Consider the following 22,914-nt stretch of genomic DNA (forward strand, 5'->3'; position numbering starts at 1 on the left):
TTATTTCCTTAATACTTGCCCATCTTTTGATAAGGTTGCAATCCTGTTTCCTCTTTTGTCATAGAGCTTCCAAAAGCTACCTCCATGACCTCCAGCCCCGGCTCTGTCCTTGCTTATTCGATATCCGGTCGCTGGATCTGCAAAGTCCTTAGATCCTCTTACCCGCTTTGTAAAATCTCCGAGGTTTATGTAATCACCTTTCGTTAGTGGTTCGTTTGGTTTGTGTGCGTTTAGTACATTTAGGCCGGTGCCATTGAGGTCAGCGGTCATGCCTTCCAGCATGGTTTCCGGCATGAGTTCGCCGTTGATGAAGCCCTGATCCACAACAAAGCCGTTGTCCTGCTCAGTCACGAAACCACGGATGACGACTTCTTCGCCCGTTGGATAGGTGACGATGATCTTGCGGATCAGTTCATCCCCATGCCCCGTTATGGTGATAAGTTTGCCGCCTTCGGCCGCGATTTCCTCATGGATCTGGCCGCCCCCGGCAGGGGTGGTCATGGCCACAAGAAGCGCTGTCGCCAGGGCGCCCTGTGCGCTTGTGGCAACACCTGCCGCATACTTCACAGTCTGGGAGAAAACGGTCAGGCAGGCTTTGGCTGCATCCGGCGAGAGAACGACGACTTCTCCTCCGGCGTTGATGGCGCACCCCCCTTGCGCGTGGGCAGGGGCAATAATCCAATCCCACAGCGTTGGCGAAAGGGAAGACCGCTGACTGCCACAGGCCTTCAACTGCGCCAGAACGGCGGGATCATCCTTGAAGGCAAGCAGGTGCATGGCGGAGGTGCGGTCTGCTTGTGAAAGCTTTCCATCCTGTGCCAACCGGTCAAGGGCATTGGTGATGATTTCGGAGATCGCCTTGCCGCCCTGCAAGGCCGCCCGTACCGCTTCGTCGGAGATATAGACGCCGACGTATTCTTCTTCGTCCCGGGTGATTTCCTGAGCGATGGTGACGTCGCGGTTGAGGGAGGCGAGCGAGGTTGTTGCGCCGCTTTCCTCCAGCTCCTGCTGCTTGTCCTCATCGCGGATGAGGATCTCCCCCTCGCCCACCGTGGCACGGGTTATCTGCCGCTTGTCGCGAGCGGAATAGGTGCCTTCGAGCGAACCGTGGGCTTCGACGGTGTTCTTTGTGGTGGCGTCACCTGGGTTGTCTCCCCCACCTTCTGGCTTCTGCTTTTCGCTGGTGACGTTGACTGAGCCGGAAAGGGCAATGCCGGTGGAGGAAGCCTTGTCATGATCATGAATGTCGGAGTGGGTGAGCGTCCCCGTATCGAGAGTGAGATCGCCGCTTTCCGAGGCGATGAGACCGCCGGTCAGGTCCGTGTTGTTTTCCGTCCGGATATCCACCTTACCGGATGCCACAATGCCGGACTGGTCTGTGACCCATGCCTTGGAGGCGGAGCCGTTGGAGTTGTTGATGCTGACTGAGCCTCCCACTGAGTTGGCGCTTAGCGAAAGCCCCAGAGAACCGCCGGTGGACTTGTCTGTGCTGCGGGCCGTGTCCTGCTGGCTTTCGATGGTGAGATCGCCGCCTACGCGGGCTGTGACTGTCTCGCCCTTAACCTGCGCGCCGTTGAGGGTGGTGTCTTGACCGGATGTGAGCGACACATCCCGCTCAGCCTGCACCAATGAGTTGGTGTTGGTGGCGCTTTGGCCGCTGCCTTTTGCTTTTTGTCCGGCGATATTGGCATCCACACCGACTGAAAAAGGCTCTTTGCCAATGCCAATACCAACGGAAAGGCCTATGCCCGCGGACTTGCTGGAAGAGGATGATGCGTTAGATTGCGCGGTTTGCGCGGCTTCAAGGGTAAGGTCGCGACCTGCCGTCAACGAGGCGTCGCGGCCCGCCACGATCTGTGTTCCTTCCGAGGTCAGGTCTCTGCCAGCCTCCAGGGTGATGTCACGGCCTGCGTTGAGGTGCCCAGTCTTGTCTGCGACGCTTGCGACCTCGCTGCTGCTGCGTTCAGAAGAGACGCCAATGCCGACGCGCACCCCTGCAATCGTGCCGCCTTGCGCCATGTTGGCCAGCGACTGGGCAGCCTCAGCGGCTTTCAGGGCACCCGATACAGCGGTGACAGCCTGATACCCAGCATTGCCTTTGCCAGCTGTCATTTCTTGAGGTGTGCGGGCCAGCGTCTTGACCGGGCCGGAGACATTTTCAAACACCCCAATGCTGAGCGCAATGCTGTCGATCTTGTGGCTTTCGGAATGGGCGTAGGTGTCCGTTGCTGTGGTCAGGTTGATGTCATTTCCAGCGGCAATGGACAGGTCTTCGCCCGCGTTTAGAATGCCTGCTTCCGAGGTGAAATCATTGCCGGCCGTGATGTCGATAGTCTCACCGGAAACGGAGGAAACAACTTCCGTCGACATCTGCGTGTCGAAGGTGTGTTTTTCCTTCTTGTAACCGACGGTAAGGGTTCCTCCACCCGCACTTGCGAAGAAACCGTGGCTCTTTTTGAAGACGCTCTGGCTGTAGTCCTCGGTTGCACTGGCAAGCGCGATATCGTCCGCCGCGTCCAGCTGGACGGTGCCCTCACTTGCGAGTGCAGACGCAGTTACATCGATGGACCCTTGGCTGGACCGGATTGTAAGGCCATCCGTGGCCGTTACCAAGGAGCCCACCTGAGTTGTGCGCGCTTCTTCGTTGCGGCGGGTCTTGCCGGAGAAGGTGCCAGACTTCCTCAGATAGCTGAAGTCGTAGGCGCTTTCTTCCAGGCTTGTTATGTTGATGTCGTCGTTTGCAGAAAGGGTGGCTGTCCCATCGCTGGCAACCAATGCCCCTTCGAGGGTGATGCCCTTTTCAGAGGTGATTTGCAGCGTGTCGGCAGCTTGAATGTCCGAGGTGACAAACTGAGTTTTGTCGTGGCGTCCGGTCTGATGTGTGCGTCCGTTCCTGATGTCATAGTGATAGTGTGAGTTTGTCTGTGCACCCGTAACCTTGAGATCGCCGCCGGTGTTGAGCGTCAGATCGCCGCCACTGGAAACACTGCCGCCTGCAATAGTGGTGTCGCCTGTGCTGGTGATGGACAGGCTCTCAGCTGCAGACACGCTGGCAATGTCATCAATGATTGAACCGATGCGGTCATCACCGTTGCCGGTGGTTGTGATCGCAGTCTCGATCTTGATTTCGCGCGCCTGCAGATCCACAGTCGAGCCTGACAGCACGCCGGACCGGTTGGTGAGCGTGTTGGATGCAAGTACCGTCAGGTTGTCATTAGCGGAAAGGCGTCCCTTCGTGTTGAGGACGTCGGCTGAGGCGAGGCTGATATTGCGCCCGGCAATGATGGCACCCGACCGATTGCGGCTTGTGCTGTCGGCGAGGTAAAGGCGTGGCACCACGACCTCATGGCCACTAACTACGGTTTTCTCATACCAGACAATGTCTTTGGTCAGCAGTGCGACCTGCTCGGCTGAGAGGGCAACGCCATAGGTAAGGTCCAGGCTCGAGGCGGCATCTGCTGCATTATGCATGAGCTGGCGAACTTGATCAGCCTCTGAGGTACCATCGTCAGTCAGCCAACGTCGGTCGGTGGCAGCGAGCACCTGATCGTTGATCAGACGCGTGTCAAAGTAGGCGTCGCCCAATGATACGGCATAGGCATCAACACTTTGAATGCCAACTGTTTCAGCAAAATAGTCATGTCCATAAAAGCCCGAGGGATCGATGAACTCGAAGCGGGTTTCAATGAGATACCCTGCCCCCTCCGGCGCTTGTTTGAAGAGCTGGGCGTTGGAGGTTAGGCCGATGGCGCGCAGGAAGTCCTTCCCCTGCGGTGCCCGCGGGTTGACAACGTCAGGGCTTGTCAGATCCAGGTCGCCGTAATTGAGGGTGTCAAGTGATCCCAGACCCGGGGTTACCGCATCCGGGGCTGACAATGAGGCCCCCGTAAGCGGATCAACCTTCAAAACGGTGTCGGCGGTTCTTTGCAGGATCTGGATGTTGTTGGCACTGACGAAGCTGAGTGGGTTTTCGTCACCCGGATCGACACTTGAGTTGGTAATTGACGTGGCCAGATTGCCTGTGAGAGCGCCCCCCGCGCTGATAACACCGGGCACAGCGGCGACTGTTGTATCTTCTTCAATATGTGCATTGTTGCGATTGAGCCAGCCTATCCAGCCAAACCCGCGGTGAACCGTTCGGTTGTTGTAATTGAGCCTTGCGCCGTATGTGCGGGACAGGCTGACACCTTCGTTGGTCAGTGTGTCGCCGAACAGGGAGATATCCTGATCCGCGATGATATTGCTGGAGCGGTTGACGATATTGTCAGCATCAATGGTGATGCTGCCCTTGCGGGCGGTGATCTCTGCCGTTGGATCCTGCTTGGTTACGATGCCCTGCTCGATGAAGACAATCAACTGTCCCCCGGTTGGAACCTTATGCTCTTCATCGGGAGCAAGGACATTCCAGCGTTCCAGATGCCCCTTGAACGGATCAAATGTGTCCAAACTGGTTGGCGCGTATTCTTTCCACCAGTTGGGGTCCCAGTCTTCAGGTTCTGCCCCTTTGTCCGCCAGGATTTGCTCGATCATGACAATGTCGGGTGCAAAGATGTAACCAATGGGCCCTCTGGAACGGTCCCACATGGTACCGTAGGCGTAGCCGCTGACGTATCCGTTGTTTACGTAAACGTTGTTGTAGCGACTTCCCCCCTTATAGCCGGGAGCTCGTGGATCCAACCAGGATGGCGGATATTGATAGTAGATGTAATTATTCGCGTACTCATAAGTTTTTACGGTGGTTTCGACCGCCGTCAGGTTTTGAAGATCCTGAGTGCGCAGAGTGATGTTGCCTTCCAGAGCTTCGATCGCCCCGCCGTTGTGGTTCAGCAACTGCATGCTTTTGGAACCGACCGTCTTACCTTCGATGAGGATATCGGTCTTGGCAAGAATGAGCCCGCCGTCGTTGTCCAGCTGTTCTGAACGCAGAACAATGTTCTGCCCACTGGCAAGGGCACCTTCATTGAGAAGGTTTCTGGCGGTAATGGATAGGGGGCCCTGCTCGCTCTGCCACACGGCACCGTCCCGGATCACTACGTCGCCACTGGTGGTGAAATTCAGGCCGGTTTTGCCTGAGAACATGCCCCGATTGTCCACCGAGCTGGCGGTAATCCGGAGCTGTCCTTGGCTTTCCAATCTGCCAGAGACCGTGTTGGTCAGTGCGTTGTTATCGCTGCCATTTACGTGCACACGGGTTTGCACCGAAGCGTTTATCTGTCCTTCATTGGTCAGTTCTGTGGCGTCAAGGCTCAAGTCCGAGTTTGAAAGCAGCTCACCTGTTTCTCTATTGCGTATACTGTCTGATGAGGAAAGCGACAGCCGGGTTTCGGCCCCTACTTGCCCCCCGTTGTCGATTGTTCCAGCGCTTGCCTCAATCACGTAACTGAGGACAGTAGCGCCATTTGCAATGGTGAAGCGATCGGCCACCGTGAGCTCAAGCGCGCCATCGCTCAGGAGCGTTCCGCTGTTGTTGATGGTGAGCGTGTCGACGCCGACAGCAAGAGAGCCCGCTGTTTCCAGACTGCCTGAAACCGCAAGGGACGTGCCAGAGACTGTTGTATGCTGGCCAGATAGCCAAACTGTACCGGCCTCGATTGCAATATCGGAAGCAATCTCAACTTGCAGCGATTTCAGTGTTTTGACATCGCCGTTTCCGGAGTAGCTATCGGCGTGGGCGGCTATGGAGCCAGAGGAATAGAAAAGACCATCGTTGCGGATTCTGTTAGCTGCGGTGAGCGACAATGCCACGTCGTTGTTTGAGGACAGGCCGCTTCTGATCGACCCAGTGTTTTTTATGGCACCAGCCGTTGTTTCCAAGCTCAGGAGCCCGTTGGTTTCTATGGTCCCAGCTGTGTCAATGGAACCGTTGCTGCGCACACGGACGGCATTGCCAGCGATGATATTGCTGGTCCCGTGAAGATGAGTTGGGCCGGTACGGCTCGTTATATCAATATCGCCCAGAATTGTGGCTGTGCCACCCAGTTCCGTGGAGGCGGCATTCAGCAAAAGGCGTTCTGTTGCCGTGAGGTTCGACGTGGCCGCTCCCCAATACGTGCCCTGTACCTCGATGTTCAATGCAGCTGAAGAAAGAACGTCGCCGTTCTGGATAATATTGGCTGCCGATTGTAGATCCAAGGCGCCTGATGTTGTTTGGGTCAACGAGCCAGAGTGCAGTTCCAGACTGTTGCTTCGGGTGGCTATGGACAGGTCCGAGCCGCTCAGAGTTCCACTGGTTTCAAGGGCTGCGGAGCGGGTGTTCAAACTGCCCCCCGCAGAGACGATAGCGTCGTTGGAAAGGCCGATGGACCGGGTGGCTTCAAGCCATACGTCGCCAGAAAGAGTGGCAACAGAGCCCGCAACATGAACGTTGCCGTCGGCTTCAATGTGCATCTGCTCCTGAGATTGGGTGGTCCCGGCGAGCAGTAGATCCCCAGCGCTGGTTAGGTGAACAGCGCCCGTTTTGCTGAGTATCTGGCCTTGAGAGGACTGCTGCAAGGTACCCTCGCGGGCTTCGACTGCAACATTCCCGACAGCTTCGATTGCTCCGGACAGCTTCAACGCGTTTGATCCCAGTTCAAGCTGGCCGAAGGTTGTAATCTGCGCGGTTTCACGGAGATTGAAGTTCCCGGCCGTATCCAAATTTACGGCGCCGCCACCGTAGAACTTGCCTGCAGTGCTCAGATCACTCTGGGCAGAGATTGTGAGCTGGTTGTCCGTTTCAATGGCCCCGCTTTCACCAATTTCAGACAGGTTGGCCCCGAGCAACTGCATAGAGAGGTCGCCTGAACTCTTCAGGGCACCTTGAACCGAGAGCTGGTGCGCAGTTGCGCTCAGGGAGCCCAAGCTAACAACAGAGGCGTCAGAACTCACGAGCTGTAGATGCCCCCCGGCGGTAAGCACCAGGTCTTGATCGCTGAGAACGGTAGCCAGCTGGTTTTCAGCCCTGCCGCCAATACTCAGTTCGTTCCCTGCGTTTAAGTTCAAAGCGCCTTTGGACCGAAGGTAGCTGCCGGTTTCAAGTGAAAGGAGGGTAAGAGCCGAGGCGCTCAGATTGCCCGCGCTTTTGATCTGGCCGCTTGAGCGAAGCAATGCTGCATCGATGCGGAGGTTCGTGCCCGAGAGGACCTGCGCCGCGTCTCCCAATACCAATTGCTCGGCGGTAAACTGAAGGCCGTTTTGCGCCTCAATCGTGCCAAGCACAGAAAGGTCAGCCACATCAACATTCACTGCGCCCCCAGCAATGATCTGTGTGGACTGCTTCATCTCCGTATTTTGGGCCGAAAGCGTAAGGTCTCCATCCATATCGATGGTGCCCGCGAGAACCGCGTCGTTTTTGATAAGAAGGGTAACATCCGATTTGGCGCGAATGTCGCCTGCTGTGTGCAGACGTCCGGCAGTGATTTCAACGTCGGTTTCGGACTGAAGTGCGTCGATGGCCGCGTCGATAACCATCGTGCCGGCAACATCAAAGCGCAGCGCCCCGCCGTAAAGGTGCCCCTTATTCCCGCTAATCTGGAGGGTGTTGGCGGTCATAGACAAGTCGCCGTCAGTGGACAAGGAACCGCTTTGGCTGATCGCGTCGGCGGTAAGTACCCCGTTACCACTGGCGTAGGCGGCCACTGTTGCGCCGAGGTCCAACTTATCGCTTGCTGCGAAGGTCAGATCACTGTGGTTGGTCAGCGCCTTGCCATTTCTGTCTACCCCCGAGGCGATGTCGGCTCCGTTCGCAAATATGCTTTGCGCAGAAAGCGTGAGGTCGGAGCGTGCCGCGAGAACGCTCTTGGGGGAAATCCACAGATCGGCGCCGGCTTTGAGCAAAAGCGTATCTTCTGCGTAAACACTCACGTTTTCGCGAACTGTAATATCGGCTTTTTGCGCGCTAGCAGTTATGTTGCGCTTGGCACTGACGGAGCCCAGTGAAATCTGCCCGGAGGCGCTGATGGTGAAATCGCCCGTGGTGGCGACAACTTCATCCGGTGCTCGAACACCGACGCCGGCCTCGGTGCCCACCAACTTGATTTGGCCTGCATACATTCCGCCCAAAGCGGCGGTATCGATTGCAAATTCTGGTTTGCCGCTGTCGCTTCCATCATTGGGCGAGATCTTCCCTGTCTTCGGATCGTAGGTGTTTCGACCAGCATACAAGCCCAGAAATTCACCGCCGTGTATCTTGCCGTTGACTTCGATACTTCGAGCTACGATATCGAAGTAATCCGTTCCTTCAGCAGTCAGGCCCAAAGGCCCGATTGTGACTGCGCCATCTTGCACCAGCAACTTGCTGAGCTTGCCCTCTTCAAACACAGGCGTTCCTGTTGAAAGGGTTGCCCGTGGAATATTGATGAAGCCGCAGCCATTGCAGGTCATGCCGTTCGGATTCACCAGAATGTAGTTTGCGGCAGGCCCGTGTACCTCGGTTGGCCCCTCAAGGAGGGAACGGTTTGAAGAGGTGACTTCGTTTAAGATCAGAGAGGCATTGTTACCCTCTGTGATGTTGGGGTTCTCGTAGATCAGGCCGCCGAGTTCAGACCGGCCCATGACACCCGAGTTGTTGAGGATCACCCCCTCCGTTCCAACATTGAAGTCGGTGAACTTGTTGTGGGACAGGCCGTGACCATCGGGCGTTACGATGTTGACCACCGGAACGCCGTTGGCTGCTTCGGTGAGGCCCGGTGCATTGGCGCCCGTATCCACAGAGAGGCCTTGGGCATAGGTTGGCAAGATACCCTGCAGGGAAAAAAGACAGCAGAACAGCGCATTAAGTATCTTTTTCATGTGTGCCACCTAGAACTGCGCCCGCAAACGCACCTGCGCCCGGATGAAGCCGCGCTGATTTACTGAAATGAATTGAGGGTGATGAAGAGGGCGCTCGTAAACGATCTGCCCTGAAAGAGCGCCGCCGCCAAACCTGAGTCCAACCGCGGCCCCAGCCATGCTGCCGCCCTCATTGGGGTCTGCTCCGTCATTGGCTATGCGCCCCGCATCCACTGCAGCAAACACCTGGGGTTGGCCGATCACGGCAGAAAAATCGCTTAGAACGCCGTCAAGTGAAGGTTGCCAGGAAACCTCTGTGCGCAGGTAGCCGCCCACATCTCCAGACAGGCTGTCATCTCGAAAGCCTCTCACCGTGCTGGAACTGCCCAGGCTGACGCGTTCGCTGGAAAACAGGGTATGGTTGGAGGCTGAGACAAAGCCGTTTGTTGCAAATGAAACCGCGCCAAACCTGGTCGCCCAACCACGTCGCCACGTCGCTTCCAGCTCTACTTCCGAAAACTGGGCGCTTGGGGCCTGCCCGATGATGTTTGGGTCTTGCTGGGCTGCGAATGCGTTCAGTCCCTGCTTGAAGGTCACTCGAGCATTTGCTGCGCCGGAAAGTACGCGGCCACTCAGGGAGCCGTAGAGTTCGGCAATTGCTAGCCGTTGGCTTGACGCGTCAATGTAGAGGTCTTCAATGTAGTTGGCGTTTTCCTTGAGAGTGAGGCCGGTGCCCGTCTTCCAGATCCAGTTCTTGTTACGGAAAACCGTCTGTTCCATCGCGGCGCGGGCTTCCCAACTACTGCCGTTGTAGTGAAAGACCCGGCTTGGGGATGACAGTTCCGATTGGTACTCCTGATAGGACCCACTCAAGCTGAACAGAGTGTAACGCCAAGGGACTGAGACGTATCCGTTTACCGAGCGAGAGAACACGTCGTTCTCCAGCTCATCAAGAGAGGTCTTGGCTGTAAGGGTTACGCTCTCATAGTACCCAAGGGTGTCTTCCATGGTGAAGGAACTGGATAGTTGATGGCGCCCGGTGGATTGGGACCCCTCATTGGATAGGGATGCCGAGGCGTCGACACTGTAAGTATCCCTAACATCAATGAAGACGTGACTGGTGCCGACGTGTTGTCCGGGCTCTATGCGGATCTTGGCTTGTTTGGAGCCGAGCCGATTGATCTGATCCAGCCCTTGTTCGAAATCCCGCAGGTTGAGGATCTGGCCTTTGCGTTTGCCAAATATCTGCTCGGTATTGTGGCGCGGCTCGTCGTTGAGAAGGTGGGTTACACCGTCAACATTGCCTTCAATGACGAGAACTTCAAAGCGTCCCTGCGATATGTTCTGCGGCTTCAGATAAGCGCGGGTGGTTATGTAGCCCTTGCCCACATAATAATTTGTCACGGCTCGAAGAATGTTCTGCAGATCGACCGGCGTCAGACATTGTCCGGCAAGACTTTCGAGCTTGCTGGTTACCTGCCCAGTTGGAACTGTCAAATCGCCAACAAGCACAATTTCCTGGATGTCGAAGCAGGCTGCGTCAAGCCGGGGCGCCAACTGCAATTGCTCAACGCTTGAGCCTGTTGTTTGTTGCGGGCGTTCCAGATAGCGCCGTTGCTCAAGTCGCCTCTGCTCTTGTTCACGGATCTGGATTTGTTGCTGGTCACGCAGAATTTGTTCAGGAATGGTCTGAGAGGATGCGGTGCCGGTTGTACACATGAGACCAGTGGCCACAATCAGAACCGTCCATGCAGCACCCGTCAGCGCGTTGCAAAGTGACACTCTATGCAGCATGGGACTTATTGTTTTTCCAAAAGAGAATTGAGGCGGTTGAGCGCCGCGGTGAACCCCTTCAGGGACAGTTCTATTTCGACCCTTTGTGCAGCAGAGATTGACCAAACAGAAAGTTGTAATGCCGTGCCGCGTCGCAGGCCCTGCTCCAAGTCATCGTCTATGTCTAGAGAAGCCAAACACCCAGAGGGCAAGCATGTGCTGAAATGCGTTTTCTGAAGGGCCTGATCAGAGTCAATGGTGCCCTCGATACCCTTTTGCAAGTCCAGCCCAAATGGCATGAGAAGGGTGCCCGTCAAATTCTCGTCGTTACCCCTTTCAACAATGAAAGCGAGGATGCGTTGGCCACTTTGCTTGTTGGAAAGCTCTTGAAGTAGTTGGCATTGTGGTGGCTTTTCTTCCCCAAAAGGAATGCACCGCACTGTCCAGTCCGAATAAGTTTCAATGCGAGAACTTGGTTGCTCTTGAGCGTATGCGCATCCTACGGTTGCAAATAATGCTATTGCTATACCGAGCCAGTGATACATTTGACTTTCCTCTGACCTAAAGATGCCCTGAGATCAGACGAAAAACACCTCTTGCTATCCCAAAGTCAAATGTTGTTTTGTAAAGAAATTAAATCAAATAGTAAAAAGTAATCTAATTTAATTTGATCAAGTGAAAATCGGGATAATTTGAAAAAATAGCCAACATATTTTGCCATAATTGCCATATTGGTTAAATATAATCATCAATATGGCGTGTGCATATTTTGTTGGATTGTGATTGACGTTTCTGCCTTTAGTGAAATAGAACCACGTTATTCTGGACAAAAGGTTTTTTGGTTTGCTGTGGCGGGTGTCAATGCAAGTGCCGGTGTGGCTGCGTTCGCGTGCAATCAGGGCTGTGTCTGGATCAAGCGTTTTTCTGGACATCGCGTTACAACAGTGCCCCGAGAGGTTTCCTGTTGCTGCTCTTCGCAAACGAATGCTCTGGCTGGGCGAAAACTGTTTGTCCTATTGATCATCATATGTGTAGTCAGTGGCAGCGTTTTCTGCTGCACCAATCAGGTGCTCTTTACGCCGTCCGAATTGCGAATGCATGGGACGTACATAAGGCGCTTGCGGCAGTCGCGATCATGCCTATTGCAACGGCTCTTTCAGGACTGGCGGTTGTCGTCCCAAAACGCGCTTCCTACACGGTTCTGGGCAGAGCCCTTGCCTTTGAAACTTTGGCAAAGGCCGAGGGCTGGGACGTTTTGAAGCTTGAAGCAGGTGGACAGTCTTATGCTGGCGGGCTGGCAGCGGCGCATGCGTTCGCGGAGGCAGCATCAGGCATTGACGGTGTTTTCTGCGTCGCGGACTACATGGCGCTGGGGTTTCTCGACGGCCTTCGCTTCGATCACAATGTGAAAGTGCCAGAAGATTTGAAGGTGGTTGGATATGACGACATTCCGCAGTCGAGCTGGAAGGCCTATGATCTGACCACCATCGCTCAGAGCCGAGAGGAGCTGAGCGAGGTTACCATGCGCCTGCTCCTCGACCGGTTGGAAACGCCAGAGGCCCCGCCCCATGAGGTTATCACGGGTGTGACGCTCGTGCAGCGCGGCTCAACAGCGGGGTAAAGGCTCACAGGTATCAACCCCGCTGTGTCCCTTGCTACCTGTGACAAGCACCAGGAGGCATTGAAAGTCGATCACATCCAAACAGCGACTGCGAATGCGGAGAGCCCGCGAGGTTTTTAGGCCGGAGTGCCAGAGCTGCTCTTAAGTTCAGGGGACAAGCGTTCCGACAGATCCGTTGTTTTTCTGCCTGCTCATCCGTGAGCCGACAATGTAACGTTTGGCGCAGACACCTCCGACTTTCCGCCGATGCCTGGGGTGTGATCAGTCTTCTTTCAGGTCATTGCGGCAGCCGAACTGGAAGCCGATGTTGCAATGGGCTTTCAGCCTCTTTGTGTCCTCCGCCGTCCAGTTCGCCGGATCTGTTACCTGAACCCAAGGACCAATGTAGTCTTGCGCATAATAGGCATGGCCGTGCCCGGGCGGCGATCCGAAGGACAGCGCCATGTCCAACGCCAGCTGGAACTGCGTTACCACGGGCATGAATAACAGATGCTCTGACATGTCTTCTGCAGGCGGATCGTTCATCCATGGCGGTGCCCGCCACAGCGAGGCGGGATCATAAAAGACAATTGGATCGCTTGAATACTGCAAGAAGACGATGCGCATATTGCCCCATGCGTCAGGCGCCTTGGAACCATCTTGGGTATGTGAGGCGTAGCGCACAATCCTCCCCTCCCCAATGCTTGGCGATACAAAGGGGCTGCCAGGGTTGCGGCGGTTCTGGATGTAGTTCCAGAATGCGGACGGGAATGGAGGACCGGCCCAAAACGCCCCATCTATCGGGTCATCCATGAACCTGAAAATGTTGGTGGCGTACATTGAGGACCAAGCTCCAAGGCTTAGTCCGTGCACATAAAGACGCGGCCGTTCGTTTTCCGGAAGCGTCTTCCAGTATCCATGCACCGCATCTTGCAACGCTGTTGCTTGCTCCAGTCCGGTTTGGGTTTCCAGGATCAGCGCAAGGGGAGACTGGAGATAGGAGTACTGAGCGCTAACAGTGGCAATATCGCCATTGTGCATGTATTCGACCGGGTCGTGCGCGCCCGGATCCATCCAGCCAGTCCCCGTAGGGCTTGCGATAATCAGAACCTCGCGCTCAAAGGCACCCAAACGCTTGAGTTCAGCCAACGCCAGTTCCGCGCGTTCCTTCGCGGTCTCTCCATTTGCACGGCCCACATAGACACGGATCGGGTCAAGCGCTGGCCTGCCTGTAAACGCCGAAATCGCTGCTGAATCGGGCCCCGTTGTTATAAAGTTTCGTCCCGGTTCGCCGATGGCCTCCCAGTCGATCAAAGAAGCAGCGCTTCCGGTCATTCTTGGGTCGTCAGGCCGAGGCGGCGCATCGTCAAACAAGGCCTGTGCCGCCTCGTAGCTTTCGTCCAGCGCTGTCACGATCACATCGAGGAGTCCATCGCGGGTTGCAACAAACAAGATCATCACAACGGCGATGACGCCGAGCACATTTGCTCGTCTAGGGGGCATGACCCGATAAAACCACGCGCGCACCAGACGGAACAGCGTTGCAACGAGGCGACCGGAAAAATAAGCAATTGCGAACGTTACGGCGGCGGCGATCATGATGCTCGATAGGTGCAGAGCTTCTGCCGGTTCCATGCCCATCTTTTGGCGCAGTTCGTTTTGCCATTCGAGGCTGGAACTCAGTATCCATAGAAAAAACGCAACAACACCAATCCCGAGGCACAAGACCAAAACTCTGGCCAGCCTGCCTTTTAGGCGGGGCATATCCGCAGCTTTCCAAAGAAGCGCAATGATCTGGCCGATAAGATAGCCGAGCGCGGTGACCAGTCCGCCCAGTATGCCTTGTTCAAGCGGGCCTCGTGGAATGAGAGATGGCGTCAAGGAGGCTGCAAAGAAGACCAAGCCAAGCAACAAGCAAGGAACACTGAACTTGCCAAAGGCCCAAGACACGGCTCCTCGTTTCATGGCGTGTCCTCCATGGCGTTCTCCCCTTTTGTGTGACCCGCTGAAATGTAGCTGTACATCACGGGCAATACAAAGAGTGTGAACAAGGTGCCGATGGAAAGGCCCGCGACAATCACAAGGCCAATGTTGTAGCGCGAAACTGCACCTGCACCAGTTGCATAAAGCAGCGGGATAAGCCCTGCAATCATGGCGGCAACAGTCATGAGAATGGGGCGCAGCCGGATTCGTGCCGCTTCAATGATCGCTTCGGTTTTGGAAGAACCTTTTTCGATCTGCTCATTCTTTGCCATTTCGCACATGAGGATGCCGTGTTTTGAGATAAGCCCCACCAGCGTAATCAAGCCCACCTGCGAGTAGATGTTAAGTGAAGTAAGGCCTGACACATGGGTCCAGCCGAGAGCGATTAGAGCCCCGCTGATGGCCATGGGCACCGTAAACATGATCACCAGTGGGTCTCGCAGGCTTTCAAACTGACTGGCGAGCACGAGGAAGATTACCGCCAGTGCCAGCGCGAGTGTCACATAAAGTGCGTTGCCTTCCTCAACAAACTGCCGGGATTCTCCCATGAATGCATAGTTGAAACCGCGCGGCAAAGTTTCTCGCGCTTGTGTTTCGAAGAAGCTGATGGCATCGCTCATGGCAACATTCGGTGCAGGTACTGCTGAGATTGTGATGGAGTTCAGCTGATTGTAATGCGGCAGAGACTTGGGCTGGGTCTGCACCTCATGGGAGACCAGACTGGACATCGGTATGGCGCTGCCATCCTGGGCCGTTACATAGAATTGGCTGAGTTGATCAGGTGTTGCTCGAAACCGGCGTTCGGCCTCTGGGATTACCTCATAGGAGCGGCCGTCAATATTGACGCGGTTGATGTAGCCTCCGCCCATGAGACTGCCGAGCGTATTGCCAATCGCTTGAGCGGTGACACCGTAGGCACCAGCGGCGTCGCGGTTGATGACAAGATTGGCCGTGCCGGAATCGTACTTCAGGTCCACATCCGCGAACAGAAACAACGGACTTGCTTTGGCCTTCTCCAAAATGGCAGAGCCCACGCTGTACAAACTTTCAAAATCTGTTGGGCTGGTTATGACAAACTGAACAGGTAGCCCGGCGGAGGAGCCGGGTAAGGCAGGCAGCTGGAAGGCCGAGGCATTGATGCCCGGCAAGTCTTTCGCCTCTTTGGACACGATGTTGGAAATTTCTTTTTGGCTGAGTTCACGCTCGCTCCACGGAATGAGTGGCCCAATGCCAATCCCTTGCGTGGTGGTTGGAATGCCAATCAAGGCGAGAGATGCTGAGGCCTCGGGACGCTTGCCAATTATGTCGGCGAGCAGTGCCATGTTGGCTTCAATATAGTCGTTGTTGGCTGTAGATGGCGCGGTTCCCATTACGAGAACAACGCCTTGGTCTTCGTCAGGTGCGAGTTGCGCGGGCAAGAACGAAAAAATTACCGGCAATGACACGATCACAATGAAGGCAAAGCACAGGACAATCCGCCTGTGATTGAAAACTGCAAGAAGTGCGGTGTGATAGTTGCTCGTGATTTTGTGCAGCAGCCCATCAACGATACGTTGGAACCTGCTCGCTTTCCCCTTTTCCTTCATTAGCTTGGAGCACATCATTGGTGAGAGTGTCAGCGCTATGAAGCCTGAGATAACCACTGATCCGGCCAGAGTGAGGGCAAACTCCTTGAACAGGGCACCAGTGATGCCGCCCATGAGGGCTATAGGCGTGTAAACTGCAGCAAGCGTGATGGTCATGGAAATGACCGGTATGGCGATCTCGCGGGTTGCCTCAATCGCTGCCTTGAAGGGCTTGGAGCCGTTGTTGATATGGCGGTCTACGTTCTCAACGACCACGATGGCGTCGTCAACCACGAGGCCAATGGCGAGAACCATTGCGAGCAGTGTCATCAGGTTCAATGTGAAACCCACCGCCTGCATTAGGGCTATGACGCCAATTAGCGAAAGCGGGATGGTGACGATGGGAATAATGACGGATCGAAACGAGGCCATGAACAGCATGATGACCACAATCACGATAACTGCTGCCTCTCCGAGCGTGGTCACGACCTCCCGGATGGAGTCTTCGATGGCGATCGAAGAGTCATAGACAATCTCCGAGTTTATGGAGGGCGGCATGCCGTTTTTGATGACCGTGTAGACAGAACGAAGCCCCTGCGCCACGGTAAGTGGGTTGCCGGTTGGTGAAATGTTGATGCCGATGATAACGGCCTGACGGCCGTTTGCTATGGCGCGGGTATCGTCGTTGCTGCCATCCAGTGAAACTTCCGCCACATCCTGCAGTCTTACAAGGTCACCGTTGTCGGACTTGATCACAAGTTTTTTTAGGCCTTCTACATCAATGACCTGACTGTTGATGTTGCTCTCAAGAACGGTGAAGTAGCTGTTGAACTCGCCAATGGCAGACTGGAAGTTGTTCTGCTGTAAAATGGTGACCAGCTCCTGCGTGGAGATGTCATACTGCCCAAGCTTTTCAGGGATGGGCCAGATCCGCAGCGCAAAAGGAGCCCCGCCCTGATAGGTGATGTTGGAAACACCCTCAACTGTCGCGAGCTGGGGGCTGACCACGCGCTCAATGTAGTCAGTGATTTGGCTCGGGTTGAGCGTATCACTGTAGAACGAGATGTACATGAGTGCTGTTGTTGAACCCGTAGAAGAGGTGATCGACGGGTTATAGGCCGCATCGGGCAAATCATTGGTGACGGAATTGATTTGAGCCAATGCATCAGCAAGGGCCTCTTCCGGATTTGTGTCGAGCAACATGTTCAGCGTGATGGTGGACGTGCCCAGTTCGCTTGACGAGGTCATGAAGTCCAGCCGGTCCACCTGCGCCAGTGCCTGCTCCAGCTGTTGGGTTATGGCCCCTTCCACCAGAGCGGGGTCCGCACCGGGGTAGGGTGTCGTCACCGTGATTACCGTGTTGGTCATCTTTGGGAACTGGCGGACATCAATGCTGCTTATTGAATTCAGGCCGAAGATGAACAGCAACATGCTGAGTGACGCCGCCATCACGGGACGTTTGATGAAGATATCCGTAAAGCGCATCGACGACCCTCCTAGAGCCTAGGCATCGTGGCTGGTGGGGTGACCCTGTCTGGAACGACCTTGATCGCGGCATTGTTTGAAAGGTTTTGCGCACCCGAGGTTACGACGGCGTCGCCAAACTTCAGGTCTCCTGTCACAAGAGCGTCGCTGCCGTTGCGCTGCAAGACTTTGATGGTCACTTGGCGAGCGCGGGGTTTGTCTTCGTTGGTCTCCTGAACAAACACAGAGTCCCCATAGAGCGCAAAAACGATTGCTGTCTGCGGCACCACAAACTGCTTGTCCAGATCCTTTTCTCGAACTTGAACACTGGCAAACATGCCGCCGCGCAAGGAGCGGTCATCATTTGGGACCGTGGCCTGAACCGTAACCAGACCGGTGCTGCCGCTGACAATGGGTTCAATGGCGTTGATCTTGCCCACGTAGACACGGCCTGGGTAACTCACAACTGTAAGGTTGACCTCTTGGCCCAGAGAAATTTTGCTTAGGTCTGCCTGCTCAATGCTGAAACGCACACGCATGACTGAGAGGTCTTCAAGGCGCACAAAGTTGTCGCCCGCGTGGACGTACTGGCCAAGATCGATGCTGCGTATGCCTAACTTGCCACTGAACGGCGCCTTAATTTCTCGTTGGGCAATTTCTGTCTGCAAGGTGCCAATGCGCGCCTTGAGCGCTTCGAAATTGGACTGAGCGTCCTGCATGGCTTTCTCGGAGACTGTTTGATCGCGAAAGAGAGTGAGTTGTCGGTTGTAGTTGGCTTCAACGGAGGGGAGCTGTACCTCTTGAACTTTCAACTCTGCGCGCTGCACGGAACTGTCCAGTGAGACCAGAACATCTCCAGCCTTAACGGTATCGCCATTTTCAAAGTTGATATCGGTAACGGTGCCCGATACCTCGGATGACACGTAGACGCCTTGGTTCGCCTCTACAAAGCCAACCACTTGAATGGTCTGGGGCCATACCTTGGGTTCCAGCTTTTGGACGGAAACTGGAAATGTTGGTTCAGGCGCATTCGCCAAGGCCTCTTTGGTCTTTTCGGCAACATAGTAGTTGAAACCGATGACCGTTCCGAATGCCAGAAGAGCAATCACCAGCATACCGGCGATCCATCGAAACATGCCTTGTTTCTCCACTGTCAGATGAGATGGGAACCGTGGGCAGATTTTCCGGTCAGCTTTCGGAAACTCGGCCTGTCTGTACTGCTTCAGCCTGTGCTAGGGAATAGCGGGGGCCTATGTTCTTGTTGTTGTTTGGCTACACATGCTGTCGGAGAGTTTACGCAGCGTCCGTTAAGGTCATTTTAATGGCATAACGCAAAAAGCCCCCTAAAACTGATCTTGTTCAGGGGGCCGCGGAGGGTGCTGATTGGAAGCGTGATGTTCTCTTAAGGAGCGGCTTGGCTCGCACCCGCATCGCTGCAGGTAGATGGCCAGTACTCAACGAAGGTCTTAGTACATGACCGTGTAAAGGGTAATTTCCTGCGGCATATCAGGTTTTTTCAGCGAAGCAGCTCCACGGGCCAGCAACCAGCCGTCGGCGCGTTCCAAGCGCGCGATGAGTTGAAAGGGCGCGGTGGGCTCCAGAGCCTCGGGAAGATTGGCAACAAAGGCCAACGTCCCTGTTTTGCCCCTGCTTTCCAGTGGGGTTTCTGTTTCAAGCTCAGTTTTGCTGTCAGGCCGCGCGGTGCTCTTGAGGTAGAGCTTGAGGCTGCCTTCGGGGATAAGTTCCTGATCTGCAAAGGAGATCGTACCGCTGATTTTTTGAGTTTGTGCGTTCACCGGTTGGCCAATCGAAACAAGACCTGAAAAGAGAAGACTGGCGAACAATCGGGAAAACCGGGCTTTCATCTGACTTCCCTTTCTGTTTTCGAAACATCAATAGAGGCTGGAAGGGAAGCATGAGGCTCCCCTTCCAAAGTGGTGTTAAAAGATAGTGAAATGGTCGGCTGACAAGTCAAGGCCGGACTTCAGCGTGGCAAACTGGATTGCCTCACCATCACCAGACCCATCCGCATCATAGAACAAGGCACCGCTATCGGTGTCGTAGATGATACGATCATTCGCGTCCTGGCTGACGCCCGCAGCGCTCTTGTGGAACGCCATGAGGTCAAGTTGCCCCTTGCCACCCAGTTCGGAGAAGATGTCACTGTCGAGCATGATGACATCGTCTTCCACGTTGAAGTCCTTGATCCGATCAATGTTGTCCGCGCCGAGTTCAGTGGAGAAACGGAACGTATCTTCTCCTTTACCCCCGACGAGGAAGTCGGCACCCAAACCGCCGTCGAGCAGATCGTTGCCCTTGCCGCCGAAGAGCCGGTCGTTTCCAGCTTCGCCGGGTTGCACTGGTTCAGGCGGGAACTCAACAGAGACGTTCAGCTTGTAGGTTGATCCTTCAGGCACAGCCTCAGACCAGCCACTGCCCGGTGCGTCGGGCGACCAGGCACCCTGCACAATGAAGTAAGTGCCTGTTTCTTCGACAACGAAGACACTGCTGGAATCTCGGTTGCTGGTTGAGCCTGGGTCTCCGCCGCCGTCGTCGTTCTGGGCGATGATGTTGCCCTCAGCATCCAGAACACGGATCCAGCTGTCATGCACATTCGGATCGGCAATCCCGTCCACATCAATGCTGACGATCGTGCCTTCGGCCAGCGAAATGCTGTAATAGCCACCCTGACCGTTACCGGTCGCATTGACCGTGGTGTGAAGCACGGTTGTGGAGTCAAAGATATCCGGGTCCTCTGCGAGCGAGAAGTTGTTGGAGATGTCGAACGCCGTGGCAATCGAGTTGTTGGTCGCATCTGCTCCCAGAGTGACATAGCCTGTGCCAAGGCCCGGACGTGGAACAGAGCCAGCCTGATCCGAGAAGTCGCCCAACAGGATGTCATCTCCGCCGCCGCCTTTCAGGACGTCATTTCCACCTTGCCCGATCAGAGTGTTGGCGGAGCGATCGCCTTTCATCCGATCATTGAAACCGGAGCCAGACAGGTTCTCGATGGACTCGTAGGTGTCGCCTTCGGACTGTCCTCTAGCCAGGTTGAGGTTTACACCACTGGTTGCATCGGAATAGTCCGCGGTGTCACTGCCCGCGCCGCCTTTCAGCACATCAGCGCCTGCCCCGCCGGTGAGGATGTCATTCCCGTGGCCACCTGACAGAACGTTAGTTTCGTCGTTGCCGATCAAGTGGTCGTCAAAGAACGATCCCACCACATTTTCCACGTCCACGATGATGTCGTGCTTGATGGTGGTGCCACGCCCTACAATCTGCACAGGCCCATCGGCGTCGCCGCCGCTGGCTGTGCCATTGGCAAGATCCACGGTTACCCCATCATTGCTTCCAGAGTAATCGACCGTGTCGATGCCCTCACCGCCATTCATGTAGTCTTGGCCCGAGCCACCGATGAGGATGTCGTTTCCTTCGTCCCCATAGAGCAGGTCGCCATCCCGGCCGCCGTCGAGAATGTCATCTCCACCGCCACCGTTGAAGACATCGCCGCCACCGCGACCCCAGAAATGGTTGGCATCATCTGTGCCGATGAAGCGATCAATGCGGTCATCGGAACCAATAAGGTTTTCGATGCTGTAGAAGGTGTCCCCGGAGGCCGTGCCGCCGCTCGCCACATTGGTTGCAAGGTTTACCAGAAGCTGGAACGGACTTTCGTGGCTGTAGTCAACGGTGTCCACGCCGTCGCCACCGCGGAAGACATCAACGCCGTCCTGACCCATCAAGGTATCATCGCCGTCGCCGCCATCCAGAATGTCGTCACCGGCTCCGCCGAAGATGGTGTCGTTGCCGCGCCCGCCGTAAAGAACATCGTCGCCATCGTCACTTTCCGTCTGGTCCTCCAGGTCCTCAAACGCGATGGTGTTGTTGATGTCACGGCTGGCAAGGGAATCTCGGCCACCAATGATGAGATCGTCACCATCCAACCCGAAGATAGTGTCGCCACCCGCTCCGCCATTGAGTGTGTTGTTGCCGTCGTCGCCAAAAATGAGGTTTGAGAGCGCATCGCTCGGGGTGCCGGTGCCTGTATCGTTGTCGTCTGCGTCAGTGGCAGGGGGAACGGGCGTGCCGTCTACGTAGATGATGTTCTCGACATTGGCTACCTCACCAAGGTCAATGTCTTTGTTGAGGACGATAATGGTGTCAAAGCCGCCATCGGCTTCTTCACGAACAAGGTCATCGGCAGAGTCGACGAAATAGATGTCGTCCCCCTTGCCGCCTGCCATTTTGTCTGCGCCGCCGCGCCCATCCAGGGTGTTGTTGCCATCGTTGCCGATGAGGATGTCATCGTAGGCGCTGCCAATGCCGTTTTCGATATAGTATTCGCTCTGGTCTTCGTTGTGACCGGCGAAGATCGAAACGTTGTTGCTATGGCCATTCACGCTGGAGAACTGGCCTGCACGCAGATCCAGAATGGTGCCAGCCGTGGAACCAGAAAAGTCGATAGTGTCGATGCCGCCGGTGTCATGGATGGTGAAACCGATGTCATGCTGCATGCCCGAAGACGTCAGCTCGTAACCGTATTCGGTGCTGTTGAAACCGTATGTGTTGTTGCCGGTGTTGAGGTCGATCTGCTCGAAGGTGCGCGTGCCATTTTCATCAACTTCGGAGAAGAAGCGCCGGATTGTGGCTTCGATGTCTGCCATAAGCGGTGTTGTCGCAGACCAACGGCTGGTTTCGCCCACATCAATCCCATCGAAGTAGGACATGACGGAGTATTGCTGGCGATCATAGGTCCATGTTGCGTTGTTCAGATAGTTGATCTGCACCCCGCCGGGGCCGCTGTAATTGTAAAGTCCGGGGTGATTGAGGCCAAACTCGTGACCCAGCTCGTGGATGAAGGTGTCAAAGACATAACCACCCAAGTCGGTCTTGTTCGGCTCCGTGTCGTGGAAACGTTGGCCCACGCTGATGAAGCGATTGCTTGAATACGCACTGCCGTCATTCGCTTCGCCAAACTCTGGGCTGACAATTTCCATCCATTGTGTTTCGGGATCGAAAGGCACGTCGTCGACGATCTCAAACGTCAATGGGGTCACTGCGGACCACATGTTCAGTGCGCCAATGGCAGCGGCTTTGTAGTCCGGATGATCGTTCAGCTCGCTGACGTTGATGACGAGCGTTTGCGCGGCGATCTCCGGTGTCAGGCTTCGTGGGAGTGCCCCCAGATAGTCAAGGTAGGCCTCGTAGTCCTCACTCTTGCCGTATGGATTGTCGGGTGTTTGGTCGTTGACCCACCATTGGTCACTAGACTGGCTTTGGCTTGACATTTTTGTCCCCCTTTTAAGCAAAGCTCGGCTGTAGAAACAGGATGATTGAGATGCAGTCTCCCCGTGCTGGCTCAGCGCTTGCGGGCGCTAAGTTAGAAATGTTTGTCGGGGATTTTTCTGGAAGATGAGTAGTTTGGATCTAGCTTGAGGATGCAAAGGAAAGTCTAGAATGGCCCGTAGGACGCCATGAAGATAAATCCAAAAAGCAACCATCCTCCGCTGCTATGTCATTCTTTGGAAAATCATACATTTTTGCGCCCCCGAGACTTCTCTTGGCTGAACTCTCTCAATTTCAACCAAATAAATCTTCGAATCTTACTTAATCATAGCTTCATAATTGAAGATTTAATATGAGTGCATGTCATATTATTGCGTAATTGTTTTGCAAAAATGACCTAAAGTCAACGAGTGTCATGGTGATCATTTTTAAATGACCTAGCGTTATATGTCTTTGTTTTTTGCTATTACCAATTAGAATACTTCACGATAATTT

The 22,914-nt window shown here is 55.1% G+C and carries 9 protein-coding genes; 1 reads left to right on the top strand and 8 read right to left on the bottom strand.

The features are described 5' to 3' along the window. From PUV47_RS16560 to PUV47_RS16570, 3 genes are read right to left on the bottom strand one after another with little or no spacing between them, the layout of a single operon-like run. A complete protein-coding gene (locus PUV47_RS16560; RefSeq protein ID WP_274219698.1) occupies positions 1-8,769 on the bottom strand; it encodes a hemagglutinin repeat-containing protein in 8,769 nt (2,922 codons plus the stop codon). 9 nt (positions 8,770-8,778) lie between these two features. After that, positions 8,779-10,530, bottom strand: a complete 1,752-nt coding sequence (locus PUV47_RS16565; protein ID WP_274219699.1) for a ShlB/FhaC/HecB family hemolysin secretion/activation protein — start codon at positions 10,528-10,530, stop codon at positions 8,779-8,781. 17 nt (positions 10,531-10,547) lie between these two features. Continuing rightward, on the bottom strand, positions 10,548-11,066 hold the full coding sequence (locus tag PUV47_RS16570; protein WP_274219700.1) for an invasion associated locus B family protein: 519 nt from the start codon (positions 11,064-11,066) through the stop codon (positions 10,548-10,550). Between the two features lie 590 nt (positions 11,067-11,656). Between PUV47_RS16570 and PUV47_RS16575 the strand changes: the two genes are divergently transcribed. Next, positions 11,657-12,142 carry a substrate-binding domain-containing protein gene (locus PUV47_RS16575; protein ID WP_274219701.1) on the top strand — a complete coding sequence of 162 codons (486 nt, stop codon included), beginning with the start codon at positions 11,657-11,659 and terminating at the stop codon, positions 12,140-12,142. Between the two features lie 261 nt (positions 12,143-12,403). On the opposite strand, the gene PUV47_RS16580 is transcribed toward PUV47_RS16575, so the two are convergent. The 5 genes from PUV47_RS16580 to PUV47_RS16600 all read right to left on the bottom strand — a co-directional run bounded on the left by PUV47_RS16580 (position 12,404) and on the right by PUV47_RS16600 (position 22,421). Next, the gene (locus PUV47_RS16580) at positions 12,404-14,086 is read right to left on the bottom strand and encodes an alpha/beta hydrolase (protein ID WP_274219702.1); all 1,683 of its coding nucleotides are present in this window, start codon (positions 14,084-14,086) and stop codon (positions 12,404-12,406) included. Beyond that, entirely contained in the window at positions 14,083-17,154 is a 3,072-nt protein-coding gene (locus tag PUV47_RS16585; protein WP_274219703.1) for an efflux RND transporter permease subunit, read from the bottom strand. Before PUV47_RS16585 ends, PUV47_RS16580 begins: the two co-directional genes overlap by 4 nt. An 11-nt stretch (positions 17,155-17,165) precedes the next feature. Continuing rightward, positions 17,166-18,269 (bottom strand): efflux RND transporter periplasmic adaptor subunit, encoded by a 1,104-nt coding sequence (locus PUV47_RS16590; protein ID WP_274219704.1) that lies wholly within the window; start codon positions 18,267-18,269, stop codon positions 17,166-17,168. A 330-nt stretch (positions 18,270-18,599) separates the two neighbouring features. Next, complete coding sequence (locus PUV47_RS16595; protein ID WP_274219705.1) at positions 18,600-18,998, bottom strand: hypothetical protein; 399 nt, start codon at positions 18,996-18,998, stop codon at positions 18,600-18,602. 75 nt (positions 18,999-19,073) lie between these two features. Further along, positions 19,074-22,421 carry a M10 family metallopeptidase C-terminal domain-containing protein gene (locus tag PUV47_RS16600; RefSeq protein ID WP_274219706.1) on the bottom strand — a complete coding sequence of 1,116 codons (3,348 nt, stop codon included), beginning with the start codon at positions 22,419-22,421 and terminating at the stop codon, positions 19,074-19,076. Between the last annotated feature and the right edge of the window lie 493 nt (positions 22,422-22,914).

The organism is Pseudovibrio exalbescens, from assembly GCF_028737195.1.
GTDB classification, from domain to species: Bacteria; Pseudomonadota; Alphaproteobacteria; order Rhizobiales; family Stappiaceae; genus Pseudovibrio; species Pseudovibrio zosterae.